General features: G+C 36.2%; 8 protein-coding genes. 4 read left to right on the plus strand and 4 right to left on the minus strand.

What is annotated here, in order from left to right; genetic code table 11:
• Nucleotides 1-280: 280 nt before the first annotated feature.
• Complete coding sequence (locus DKL58_RS08625) at nucleotides 281-2,428, minus strand: PTS sugar transporter subunit IIABC (protein WP_109586831.1); 2,148 nt, start codon at nucleotides 2,426-2,428, stop codon at nucleotides 281-283.
• A gap of 368 nt (nucleotides 2,429-2,796) precedes the next feature.
• On the opposite strand from DKL58_RS08625, the gene DKL58_RS08630 reads away from it, so the two are divergent.
• Entirely contained in the window at nucleotides 2,797-4,518 is a 1,722-nt protein-coding gene (locus tag DKL58_RS08630) for an ABC transporter ATP-binding protein (protein WP_162542352.1), read from the plus strand.
• A 123-nt stretch (nucleotides 4,519-4,641) separates the two neighbouring features.
• On the opposite strand, the gene DKL58_RS08635 is transcribed toward DKL58_RS08630, so the two are convergent.
• The 3 genes from DKL58_RS08635 to DKL58_RS08645 all read right to left on the minus strand — a co-directional run bounded on the left by DKL58_RS08635 (nucleotide 4,642) and on the right by DKL58_RS08645 (nucleotide 9,090).
• Nucleotides 4,642-6,087, minus strand: coding sequence for a glycoside hydrolase family 1 protein (locus DKL58_RS08635; protein ID WP_109586833.1), 1,446 nt, complete (start codon nucleotides 6,085-6,087; stop codon nucleotides 4,642-4,644).
• Between the two features lie 15 nt (nucleotides 6,088-6,102).
• Nucleotides 6,103-8,076 (minus strand): beta-glucoside-specific PTS transporter subunit IIABC, encoded by a 1,974-nt coding sequence (locus DKL58_RS08640; protein WP_109586834.1) that lies wholly within the window; start codon nucleotides 8,074-8,076, stop codon nucleotides 6,103-6,105.
• 144 nt (nucleotides 8,077-8,220) lie between these two features.
• Nucleotides 8,221-9,090 carry a PRD domain-containing protein gene (locus tag DKL58_RS08645; protein ID WP_109587031.1) on the minus strand — a complete coding sequence of 290 codons (870 nt, stop codon included), beginning with the start codon at nucleotides 9,088-9,090 and terminating at the stop codon, nucleotides 8,221-8,223.
• Nucleotides 9,091-9,340: 250 nt separating this feature from the next.
• Between DKL58_RS08645 and DKL58_RS08650 the strand changes: the two genes are divergently transcribed.
• The 3 genes from DKL58_RS08650 to DKL58_RS08660 all read left to right on the plus strand — a co-directional run bounded on the left by DKL58_RS08650 (nucleotide 9,341) and on the right by DKL58_RS08660 (nucleotide 13,638).
• Complete coding sequence (locus tag DKL58_RS08650) at nucleotides 9,341-10,294, plus strand: class A sortase (RefSeq protein WP_109586835.1); 954 nt, start codon at nucleotides 9,341-9,343, stop codon at nucleotides 10,292-10,294.
• Between the two features lie 259 nt (nucleotides 10,295-10,553).
• Nucleotides 10,554-12,416 (plus strand): MucBP domain-containing protein, encoded by a 1,863-nt coding sequence (locus DKL58_RS08655; protein ID WP_109586836.1) that lies wholly within the window; start codon nucleotides 10,554-10,556, stop codon nucleotides 12,414-12,416.
• 148 nt (nucleotides 12,417-12,564) lie between these two features.
• Nucleotides 12,565-13,638 carry a leucine-rich repeat domain-containing protein gene (locus DKL58_RS08660; RefSeq protein WP_109586837.1) on the plus strand — a complete coding sequence of 358 codons (1,074 nt, stop codon included), beginning with the start codon at nucleotides 12,565-12,567 and terminating at the stop codon, nucleotides 13,636-13,638.
• Nucleotides 13,639-13,744 lie beyond the last annotated feature (106 nt).

The raw sequence follows: 13,744 nt of genomic DNA on the forward strand, positions 1-13,744 counted from the left end.
TATGCAAAAAATGTTAGTAGACGATTCTGCATAAGTAGACAATGCACAATTGTATTGTCCACAAAAAGTCGATTTTTTGTTGAATCTATGACAGTAAAAATAAAATGTGAATAAATATAGCGTAAGCAAATTGGCAACTAAACCCTATTTCAAATTTGCCATCAATTTAATTTTTGAGTAAAAAAAAACCAGGCTTTCTAAACGAAAAGCTTGGCTTTTTTACTTGCAGCAATTGGCTGAAGCAATATGTTCTAACATAGAAATCTGGCATTATAGCTGTTTATTTTTTAACCAACAACTCGGCTACTTGATCATTAGCAGTAACTCTATCATTATCAGCAATTTTGACATCTAATAATCGGTCAGACAGAGTAGCTACAAAGATAACATCAGTTGCCTTTCCAGCAGATTTAATTTCTGTTATATGCATCTCTGCCAGCTTGTCACCCTGATGGACTTGTTCTTTTTCAGAGCAAAGAATCTTAAAGCCTTTGCCCTTAAGTTCAACAGTATCTAATCCCATATGCAAAAGATACTCAATGCCATTTTCATCTTTTATGCCAATTGCATGTTTAGTCGGAAAAATTGTTGTTATAGTGCCATTAACTGGAGCATAAATATTGTCATTTTCTGGTAAGATCGCAAAGCCTTTACCTACCATCTCTTTGGAAAAGACCCCATCATTTAAGGTTTGCAATGATTCCAGCTGTCCATCAGCAGGTGCAAACAATGCAATTTTTTGACTCGGACCCGTTTCAACTGACTTTTGAACTTTTTTATCCTCTGAATCTAACTTCGAACTATTTGCTGGCTTAACAGAATTTGCAACAGTTTTTGGTGCTTTGCCGCTATTAATCAGATCCATTACATTTGTTTTAATGTTGCCGACAGTAGTGCCATAAATTACCTGGACAGACGCACCGTTAACTACTGTTCCGGCTGCTCCCGTTGAGGTTAAGGTTTCTTTATCTACTAAATTGCCGTCTTTAACTGTCACCCGCAGCCTTGTGGCACAGTTGTCAACATTCACTAAATTATCAGTTCCGCCTAGAGCTGCTACTATTTCATAAGCTACTTGCTCATCTTTAGTTAGAGCAGTAAATTTCTTATTATCAACATAATCTTTCTTGGTTTTTAAAGTAGTATCATCTTTACGACCAGGCGTATTGAGATCGAACTTAGTAATTACAAATCTAAACAAGAAATAGTAAACAACGAAATAAGCAATACCTAAGAAGATGATTGGAACCCAATTAGTTCTGGCATTTCCGGGTAACACACCATAAAGAATAAAGTCTATTAAGCCACCGGAAAAGGTAAAGCCTACTCCTACTTTTAGCAATGTTACAAAGACTGCAGAAAAAGCAAAAAGTACACAGTGAACGCCAAAATACAAAAATGGTGAAGCAAATAAAATAGTAAATTCAAGTGGTTCGGTAATTCCAGTTAAAATGGAAGTTACCGCAGAGGATACTAAAAGTCCTTTAATTTCACTCCTTTTATCTTTACGAGCTACAGAGTACATTGCAAGGGCAGCAGCTGGCAAGCCAAAAATCATTTCTGGGAACTGAAATGAAAAGAATCTGGCAGCTTCATACGAAATTTTCCCGCCGGCAGCTAATTGTGCAAAGACAATATTTTGGGCACCTTGCACGGTATGACCAGCAACAACAGCCGTTCCACCTACCGCTGTTTGCCAAAATGGCAAGTAGAAAATGTGGTGTAAACCAAAGGGTATCAACATTCTGTAGATTAATCCGTATAGAAAGGAACCAACTACCCCTGATTTAGCAATAAAGAAGCCCAAAGCAGAAATTCCAGCAGCAAAATAAGGCCAAATATATGAAAGCAAAATTCCTAATATTACGCCAGAAACCGCGGCGGCTATTGGCGGAAAGTGAGTCCCGCCAAAAAATGAAATTACATCTGGCAGTTTAATATTGTAGTACTTATTGTGTAGCCATACGACTATCAACCCAATAATAATTCCCCCGAATACTCCCAGGTTCATTGTGTTGTTAAAACCCAACACATTTGTAATTAAGCCATTAACTTGTTTGAGCTGATTTAAATTTCTGAGATTTTTAATTGAACTGGTTAAGGAAGCGTACATTAAAAAGTAGCCTACAACCGCAGAAAGCGCAGCGACCCCTTTTTCACTTTTTGCCATTCCCAACGCTATAGAGACAGCAAATAGCAAGCCTAGATTGTCAAAGACTACAGAGCCACAGTCATTTAAAATGCTTAAAAACCTGTTTAACGGCATCCCTGGCGATAAAATGCTCTCCAAGTGATACAACTTTATAAAAGTCGGACCGGTAAAAGAAGCACCCAATCCTAGAAATAATCCCGCTATCGGAAGCAACGAAATTGGCAACATGAATGTCTTGCCAACCTGTTGCGCCTTAGCATAAATTTTTCCTTTCATTATTTTCCTCCTGTATCTATTTAAATACTCCAGATTAGATGTTCTCATTAAGACAAAATATAAACAATCCTTTGTGATTCGTAAAAACTATTTTTTTCTGTATTTATAATGAAATACTTTTTTCTATGCTTAATATCCTTCAAATTAATACTAACTTGACCTGCCTATCTTTAAAAAAACTTTCTATAATTTTTCACGCAGAACTATCAAAATAACTATTATTTTATAATTTTAAAAAATATAACTTTATTTTAAAATAGTTCTTTAGATTATAAAATGTTTAGCGTATAGTGAGAAGACGTAGAAGAATTTAAAATAATTAAATACTTTTACTTACGTTTTTTAGAATAGAAAGGATGTTTATATTAATGGAAAAGTATAAAAAATATGATAAGTTAAATTATTATCTTGCGCTCTTTTTTTCGGGAATAGTTTATCCCCTTGTAAACTTACTGCTTGCTTTGGTGTTAAAAAGATTAATTGACTCAGGGATTGCCAGGAATGTTTATGAATTAAAAAATGCAATATTTGTTTGTTTATTAGTATGTATATTTTTGGCAGCTGCTGTTTTTACCAGTGAACTAACCCAAAATAGGTTTGTTAATAATTTTAGTAAAAAATATCGCATGCATATTTTTAATGAAATTATTGCAAGTGACCTAAATGAATTCAGCAACAATAGTACCGGAGATTTTTTAGCAACAATGACCAATACTGTCTCGACAATTGAGGAAAAATATATCAAATCTTTCTTTAGTATTGTGTCTAACTCGTCATTATTGCTTTTCTCGATTATAGGGATGTTTATGATTAACTGGCAGCTGTCAATAGCAGTGCTAATAGTAAGTTTAGTGCCAATTATTGTTATGAGTTTGTTGGGTGGGAAAATGCAGGCAAAACAGAATCTGGCTTTGACGCAACAAAATGCCTATGTCTCCAAGGTAAAAGACGCATTTTCAGGCTTTTTAGTAATTAAAAGCTTTAATATTGAAAAGCAAATTAGCAAAGAATTTCAGAACGGTAACGATAAACGGGCTGATAGCGAGTTTTCTCTGTCAGAACTTAATAATATTTCGGTATCAATTTCGAATTTCTCTGGCTATTTAGTTTTTCTGGTTGCATACGGACTCGGTATGTTTATGGTAATTAATGGAAACACCAGTATTGGTGGAGTTACAGCAATTGTGCAATTAGTTAATTTTATTGTAATGCCACTGAGCAAATTGGGCTTGGAAATGAATAACAAAAAGGCTGGCTTAGCCGCCAGCAAAACTTTGAATCAGTTGCTGGAGAAAGTGCATAATCCGGTAAAAGATAACAGCAACTATTTGAAATTGAACAGATTTGAAAATGAGATCAAATTGACCAACGTTAGTTTTTCCTATCCCCAGCATGGTGAAACGGGAAAGAGGGTACTTTCACACATCAATTTACAAATAGAAAAAGGCAAAAAATACGCGCTTGTAGGTATGTCGGGCAACGGTAAGACAACATTATTAAAGTTACTAATGAGATATTACAAATTGACTAAGGATGGCAACATCAGTATAGATAACGTAAATATCAATAACATTAATTTGTCATCGCTTTATAAACTAATAAATATTGTCCAACAGGACGTCTATATTTTTGATAATTCTCTTGCGTATAATATAATGCTAGGGAAATCTTTTACAGATAAAGAACTGAATTATGCTATAAATAAGGCTGGTTTAAGAAAGCTAGTAGACGGCAATTCTAAGGGCGTTGATCTGAATGTTGGCGAAAATGGCAAAGCTTTATCTGGTGGCCAAAAGCAGAGAATTTCTATAGCGCGAGCATTAATTAGAAAAACACCTATTTTATTAATGGATGAAGCAACGTCATCTTTAGATCAAAAAAATACTACTGCAATTGAAAATGCCATTTTAGAAATAAAGGATTTAACATCAATTGTGGTAACACATAAATTGAATCCCAACTTATTACAAAAATATGATGCGATAATTTTTATGAAAGACGGCACTATTACTGAAGAAGGTTCTTATGAAGAATTAATGAAGCAAAAAGGTGATTTATATAATCTATGCAGCCTAACTATGACTAATTAGTTTATAGCAATCAATGTTTTGAAAAAATTGCAATAGAAATTGACATAGCAAAAAGCGTGCTTAATAGCACGCTTTTTCTTGTTTATTTTGCTCACATGAGCCGAGTCTTATCTTTGCCAAGATTTACGCTAAATCAGCACCGTTAGTGGAAATAACCTTCTTGTACCAGTCAAAAGACTTTTTCTTGTAGCGCTTAAAGGTTCCGTGGCCTTCATCATCTTCATCAACATAGATAAAACCGTAGCGCTTGGACATTTCACCAGTTGAGGCACTGACCAAATCAATACAACCCCAAGGAGTATAACCCATAACATCAACGCCATCGTCTATTGCCTGGGAAATAGCTTCGATATGTTCACGCAAGTAATCAATTCGGTAATCATCAGCCACATAATGATTTTCGTCAGGTTTGTCTACTGCACCCAGACCGTTTTCAACAACAAAAACAGGTTTTTGGTAGCGATCGGACAATTGGTTTAATGCAATTCTTAATCCAGTCGGATCAATTTGCCAGCCCCAGTCACTGCTCTTTAAAAATGGGTTCTTAACGCCGCCTATCATATTGCCGTCAGCAGTTTCTTGGTTTTCATGAGTAACATCAACTACAGATGACATGTAGTAGCTAAAACCAATATAGTCAACTGGGTATTGAGCTAGCAATGCCAATTCACCATCTGTGTAATCAATGTCAGATAATTGCACGCCTTGACGAGCTAATAAACTCTTAGTATAGGCAGGATAATGTCCTCTGACTTGAACATCAGCACAGAAAAAGTTATTAGCCTGATTATCTTGCAGGGTAGCCAACTGGTTCTTAGGATTTGAGTCATAGCTGTAAGTGGTAGCGTATAAAATCATGCAGCCAATTTTCATATCAGGATTAAGTTCATGACCAATTTTAACAGCTTTTGCACTAGCAACAAATTGGTTATGCCATGACTGGTAAATATTTTTCTTATCGTCTGCGCCATTACTTGTCGTTAAGCCTTGACTCATAATTGGAAAGTGAGCGGCACTGTTAATTTCGTTGAAAGTCATCCAATATTTAACCTTGTCTTGGTAGCGGGTTAAAACAGTGCGGGCAAAACGCTCGTAGAAGTCAATCAGCTTCTTGTTCTTCCAGCTGCCATATTCTGTAATTAAATGAAGAGGTAATTCATAGTGAGAAATAGTAATTACAGGCTCAATATCATGCTTTAAACATTCATCAATTAGTGAGTCATAAAACTTAAGTCCCTCTTCGTTAGGAGTTTCTTCATCCCCATTAGGAAAAATTCTGGACCAGGCAATTGAAAAGCGGTAGCACTTAAAGCCCATTTCGGCAAAAAGTGCAATGTCTTCTTTATAATGATGATAGTGATCAATGCCAATATGATTAGGATAAACATAATCTGGCTTAATCTTAAAATCAAAATCAGGTGAAGCAATGATTTTCATTCGGTCTTTACCGCCAGGCATAACATCTGGCAAAGATAAGCCCTTACCTCCCTCTTGGTAAGCACCCTCTAATTGGTTGGCGGCAGTAGCGCCGCCCCATAAAAATCCTTTAGGAAAATTATTTGTAGTCATTGTTATCTCCTTTCGTTATTTCAGGTCTAATAATGGATCCCCGATAGTTATTGTACCATTCGCAACTGCATTAACTTCATGGTAACTATTAGAATTAGTAACAATTACTGGTGTAGTAGTTTCAAAGCCAGCTTTTTTAATAGCCTCAAGGTCAAATTTAATAAGAGATTCGCCCTTTTTGATACTCTGGCCTTTTTTAACTAAAGTAGTAAAGCCTTTGCCATCAAGCTCAACAGTATCCATACCAATATGAATCATTACTTCGGCGCCACTAGTCGATTTAAGACCAATTGCGTGACCGGTAGGGAAAACCATTACCACTTCACCATCAAGAGGTGAACAAACTTTGCCTTCTTGTGGTTCAATCGCAACGCCTTTGCCCATTGAACCACTGGAAAAGACTTCATCTTTAACCTCGCTTAATGGCACAACCTGTCCGTTTAAGGGAGCTACTAATTTTTCTTCTTTATTATATGAAACTTCTGGTTTTACATTTGCGGAACTTGCAGAATTGTTTGTTGCGGCATCATCTGTACCTGCATTTGTAGCTGTCGCTAAAGCAGCTTGTTCAGTTATCGGTGCGTCAACGCTATTTTTACCAAATAGCATTTGGAAAGCAAAGCCTAAAATTGTTGCTATAACCATTGCTAAAATTAAGCCATAAACACCAGTATCAAAGCCGTTTTTACCAATTGCATCTGGAATTGAGAAGATTCCCATTCCGGCCATTTGGAATACTTTTACTTGGAAAAAGCCAATGATGCCGGCACCAATTGCAGAGGCAATACAACTTAAAATAAACGGCTTCTTTCTTTCGAGGGTGACACCATAAATAGCTGGCTCAGTAACCCCGAAAATACCAGAAACAAAGGCTGGAATCGCAATACTACGGGTTTTTTCATCTTTAGTTTGGAAAATAATTGCTAAAACGACACCCGTTTGAGCAAATGAAGCTGCTAAAGATAAGCCTAAGATTGGATCATAACCTAAAGCAGCAATATTGGTCATCATGACAGCCACAAAACCCCAGTGAACGCCAAAGATAACAAATACTTGCCAGAATGCGCCCATTAAAATGCCGGCTATAACAGGACTAAAGTTGTAAACTCCACTAACAGCTGCTGCAATAGCATTACCAAGCCAAGTAGCAACAGGACCAATGACAATAAAGGTAACAGGAATAGTAATTAGTAAAACCATAAATGGCACTAAGAAAGTTTTGACAACATCAGGAATAATCTTTTTAGCCAATTTTTGCACTTTAGAAGCAAACCAAATTGACAGGATAATCGGAATAACTGATGAAGTATAATTCATCGAAATTACCGGAATTCCTAAAAAAGTCATGTGAATTGGTGCTTGAAGAATAGTGCCTTTAAATACGGTAAACAGAGTGGTTTTACTGCTAGCCATCGCGACAATTGAAGGATAGCAAAGCGCAGCACCAATTGTTGCACCTAGATAGCCGTTCATGCCGAACTTTTTAGCTGCTGAAATTCCTAAAATAACTGGCAGGAAGTAGAATAAACTGTCACCAATGGCATTCAAAATAATGTAAGTACCAGAATTTTGTGCTTCCCAGCCAAAAGCCAGAAACATGGCATTAAAGCCCTTGATCATACCGGCAGCACACATTGGCCCTAAAATCGGATTGAAAATGCCAGAGATTAAATCAATAAACTTATCTGCTAAACTCATGTTGCTGGTATCTTCATAATCATCGGGCACGCTGCCGCCACCAGAAAAGCCGCCTACTTTAACCAGCGTGTCATAGACATCAGCGACATTATTACCAATCACAACTTGGTATTGCCCACCGGATTTTACAACAGAAATTACGCCATCGGTGGCCTTTAATTTGTCATCGTTAGCCTTTTTCATATCTTTTAATTTAAAACGCAAGCGCGTAGTACAGTGAACAACACTGATCACGTTATCTTTACCGCCAACATCAGCGATAATTTCACGACTTAAGTCTTCGTAAGCCATTTTTTCCTCCTAAATATCAAAACCCGAGGACCTCAAGAAAGCACCTCACTAATTTATTGCGAGATTTCACCTGAAGTTCTCGGGTTAATGCCTGTAAACAGTAACACACCGTTTAAACTTATAAATTATTAAAATATAGTAAATTTAATTCTTCTGCGATTGAGCATCTTTTTGTCTATGCGTTACCCGCCAGACATGAAGAGTTAAATATACCTGATCGTCAGGCTGCAATTGCCAGCCTGCCTGCTTGTATAAGTACGTGCCGATTTTTTGGACAGTATCATAAGCCTTCTTGTACTTGACTTTCATTAATTCAATTAAGGAATGATCAAGCTCACTGCCAGAATCCTGGTCGCTTTCACCACACATATGCCTTACCATAAAAGCACGTAAATGAGTCATGAACCTGTTGAAGTTAAACGATTCAGTATCCAGCTGCATTCCGTATTGATACTGGATAATATCAATTACTCCCTTAATCAGTTTAGTAATTTTAATTGTATCCTGCAGCTTTGTTTGACCAGAACCCGCATTAATGAAGTGATATGTCAGATAAGCTGCCTCACTTTGAGGAAAGTCAAGCTTAGTTTTTTCCTTCATTAACCTTAAGGCTTCTTGAGCCGTGCCATATTCCTTAGGAAATATTTTTTTCATTTCCCAGCTAAGAGTATCTTGACCTAATTCAATATTTCCTGTAGCACGGGTTAACATAAAATCAATGTGATCAGCTAACACCAAAAACTCATAATCAGAAAAAGTGATCTGTAATTTTTGGCTTGCCAAATTAATCACTTCAGTCGTTAACGTCAAGGTCCGCTGATCAATATCTCTTACGCTGTCAATCATCTTAATGTTCTTTTCAACAGCAACGAAACGGCGTGAAATTTTGTTCTCATCAATGGGATCGCCAACTTTTTTGCCAAAGCCAATCCCGTTGCCAATCACCACCCAATCTACTCCAGCTTTATCAGACACCAAGGCAGCGTTGTTGTTAAAATTTTTAACAAATTTCACTTCAACTACTTCCTTTCCAATAAAAAAACCTACAAACAGTACCAAAAAAGTATTGTTCATAGGTAATGCCTGATCAAATCAGTAACACGTCTACATACAGCTGATATTATAAATCAGTATTAAAGCGATTTCAATACTTATTTGATTATTTTTTTTAAGTGTTTAATTCAAGACAAATAATTGTGCTTTAAACCGATTTATACTTAAATAGTAGCAGAAGCCTAATAGCAGTTTAAAGGAAAAGAATCAAATGGCAAATAAAAAGAAAGCAAAATCTTTAAAAACACAAATATGGTCCACTATTCGAGTGTTACTTTTAGGTGCCCTGTTCTATCTGGGCGTAACCTTGATCTTTTTCGGCTCCGGTTTTGGCAACTCCTATGTAGTGCAGCAAAATGCGGAAAAAGCAAATACCACTTTAACACAAAAAAGAGCAGATAGAAATAAAAAACGCAAAACAAGTTATGATGCCAGCAAAACCAAATCAGTTAGTGCAGCCAGCGTCCTTAGAGCCAAGCAAATCAAGGCATACGCTATTGGCCGCATTGCTATTCCTGCTGTTAATATTCATAACCCCCTTTTTGCTGGTTATGGCGATCAAAACCAAAACTTAGAATACGGTGTCGTTACCTGTCTGCCGGACCGCGTCATGGGCGGTGCTAATAATTATGTGCTTGCAGGACACTATATGGGGTCTTATGGTCCTGCAGTTTTGGATAATTTACATCTGGCACACCCTGGTGACCTCATCTATGTCACAGATTTGCATCATATTTATGTATATAAAATAAAAAGGATGTCTTTTGCCATCAAACCAACTCAAGTTGAAGTTGAAAACAATGTGCAGGATAAGAGTATGATTACACTAATTACATGTTCAGACTTTAACACTTCCAAATACGGTTACGGTCAACACCGTACAGTTGCACAGGGCGACTTGATCAGCAAAATGAAGGCTACTAAGCATAATTTAGCTCTTAGCGAATTGACTGCTAAGCCAAAGCATAGTAAAAAAGAACATCAAGTATCTTTGAAAGACAGTAAACAGCACAAGGCAATTAACAAGACTGTGCAAGTCCGCGCAAATGCTAAACCAAAATTTTATCAAAATATGACTTTCATCAGAATAGTAATTATTATCTTTAATGTTGTTTTTGTCCTCGCTATATGCTGGAGACTTATTCACATCTGGTTTTTGAAATAGCGATTACAAGTTTAACTATATACTGGTAGTAAAATTACCAATTTCGAAATAGTCATCTTTATTAATCCATGCTATACTGAGGGTAATACAATATCATGAGAATAATATTTGACTGCGGTTACTTTTACATACAAAATAGATAGTTAAATTTTAAAAAGGAATTTCATTTAAGCATTACAATTGCTATTGTTAGTTCTAAGTAAGCGCTCTTAGCATCAAATATACTGCTATTTGGATTAGTAAAGAAGATGGTGACTAAATGACGACTGAAACCCGAGAATCAAGCGACTTGAATGATACAATTGAGCCTGCATTTAAACTGCAAAATTCTGTTGCAAATTCCAACACACTCGACAGTTGGATGCCAGATAAAGTTTTACAAAAAATCGTGTCCGTTAATTTAGGTCAACCAATTAAACAAATTACCAAAGAAAGTCTTGCCAATCTGACAGAACTTAGCTTAATCGCACCTAGCGAAATGCCTGTCGTTCATGGCAAACGGAAATATGCTATTTTTCCTGCCGAATATCGCTTGCGTTTGCGACTTAAATCACTCACTGGATTAGAATATGCAACTAATCTGGTCAAAATAAATCTGGCTCCTGACTGTCAGCTAAACAATGATTGGTGCCACCGAGCTGTTCTTAATTCAACTTTAGAGGATATTTCTGCTTTGCAAAATTTGCATAAATTAACCAATATTAATTTGGAAATGTGCAACCTGCATGATATATCTGCCCTGGCGAATAAGCCACAATTGGTTCAGCTAAATCTTTCATATAATGCAATTACTGATTTTTCACCATTAAAATCGAATAAGCAATTAATTGAAAGTGGCAGCCTAAAGCTAAGAAAACAGATAATTTTGGCAGAGCCAGTTCACTTAACTGCAGGAACTATTTCTTATACGTCGGGCCCTTACCAGCTGCTTGATTTTAATGGCAAAAACATGGCACTTAAGATTGAAACTGGTAAGCAGCTTAATGCCAAACATTTAGTCAAGCAATATTCCAGCAACTGGAGTGATCATGTTGGTCAAGTCAATGGTAAACAGACTGTAACTTGGGACCTTTCGAAACTGCAGCCAGGTGATAGCGCAGCAATGACCGTTAAGTTCCATAGTAATAATTCAGCGCAAGAGCCAATAATTTCAGGCTGGTACATTATTCCGTTTAGAATTGTCAGCGGGCAGCCTATTACAATTCACTTTAAAGATGACGCGGATAATACCATTGCCTGTCAGCAGAAACTATATGGTGACGTTAATACCAGCAGCACTATTACTATTCCAACATTTACTGGTTATTCAATCAGCGCTAAATCAGCTGATGGCACTACGACGCCAATTAGCCAGGACTCTGTCACAGCTACTATTACCGCTCAACCACAGGAAATTTCTTTAATTTATACTCGTAACAAGGCAGCAGATATCACCATCCATTATCAAGATCAAACGGGTAAACCAATCGCTCCTGAAAGCACAATTAGCGGTGTCTTCAGTGAACAAAAAATAATTCAGCCGCAGGACATTTCCGGTTATACACTGATTCGTTATCAAATTGACCATAATGGTATTTCACACCATCCGGGAAGCGTGCCTATTGTACTTAACAATCAGCCCCAAGCAATTACCTTCTATTATAATAGGGAAAAAGTTTCAAATGTGATTGTTCATTATCAAGATACTGCTAGTAAAAAAGTTGCGCCAGATGAAATTTTAAGTGGCTTTGTTAATGATCAGCAAACTGCTCCGGCATTGAAACTACCAGGATATACTGTTAAACTTAAAGACTTTAACGGTTCACATATTGATACTGGTTTAGATACAACTGTGATTACGCTCAAGCAAAAGCCGCAGGAATTAACCTATATTTATACTAAAAATATCTTAAGTAGCAAAAACACCGTTAAAGAAGAGAAATTGCAAAAATATAAACATAAGCAAAAGCCTCATATTAATAGTAAGATACAATCAATAGTTAATAAGAAAAAAGACGTTCGCCAACCTAGTGCTAAAGCAATAAAAGGCTGGCAATTAGGGCTGTTAGCACTGGGTTTAATATCATTATTCAGTATTTTAGGATTAGCTATTATTTATTACAATAGAAAAAGCAAACATTAAAAATTAGCGCTCTATAAATGTACTTATGGAGCGCTTTTTATATACACTTTTAATTAAAGTATAGTTGTTTCCTATTGCGATTATTATATTATGGATATACAATGATAGTGTAAATTGTTATTTGTTAATAATTTAAGAGGTAAAATTTATGAATAAACACATAGAATTAAGTAAACAAAGCAAGAAATTGCTATTTAGTGGAATTACTGCTGCTGCACTTGCATTAGTTGTTGCTGGTCCACATGCAGTTAAAGCTGACAGCGTATCTGGAAGCACATTGGCTGCGCAAAGTTTGAATACAAAAACTGCTAAAACATTTCCATCGAAATCTTTGTGGCCAACTTTACCAGCCTCAGCAAAAACTGCCGATGTTAAAAACAAGGTAACAACCAAATCTAATGATACTATTGACGATTGGATGCCTGACAAGAACTTACAGCAAGTAGTTGCCTATAATTTATATGGTAATCCAAATAGCGTAGATAAAATTACCAAAGATGATTTGGCTAAATTAACGAACCTAAGCGTTACCAGTGAGCTTGCAGAAAATGATGCCAATTATTATGCAGCTGCAATCAGCATTAAATCACTAACTGGATTAGAGTACGCTACTAATCTAGAATCAATTGATTTAGCACCAAATATTAACTATAGTATTGATCACTTTGGGCCTGCATATGCATTATTGCACAGCACTCTATCCAACATCAATGCAATAAAGGGACTAAAGAACTTAGATTATGTCAACTTCCAACAATGCTCTATTTCTGATATATCTGCATTAGCAAATAAACCTTCGTTAACACGAGTTTCTATTTCTTATAATGGTATTACTGACTTCTCCCCATTAGGTTCAGATACTAATTTAAACTTAAACCTAACACAGGCTTATTATCAAGATGTTAGCTCAAATGGATACTACCTTTCATCAAGCACACCATTCTATACATTCCGTTATAATAATTTAATTGGTATTGACGGTAAACCAATGAAGATTCGGGTGGCCGATACAGATGATGTCCAACATGATCATTATGTTAAATATTACCTCAGCAATTGGAAGAAAAATGCTGGTGTAGTTTCGGATGATGGCAAATCAGTTACTTGGGATATTACTGGAATTAGTCCAGATCCTCAGGCTACTCATTACATGACAATTAATTATAAAGGCTCTCACGGTGAAGGCGGATGGTTCATTATCCCATTCATCGTATATGATTAATTTAATTATTTTTGATGATCAGTATAATTTAATATAAAAATAGTGTTCTAATTTATAAATGAATTAGAACACTATTTTTTCTTTGTTATCAATGTGCTAAGCATCA

It is taken from the genome of Lactobacillus kullabergensis, from assembly GCF_003151025.1.
GTDB lineage: Bacteria > Bacillota > Bacilli > Lactobacillales > Lactobacillaceae > Lactobacillus > Lactobacillus kullabergensis.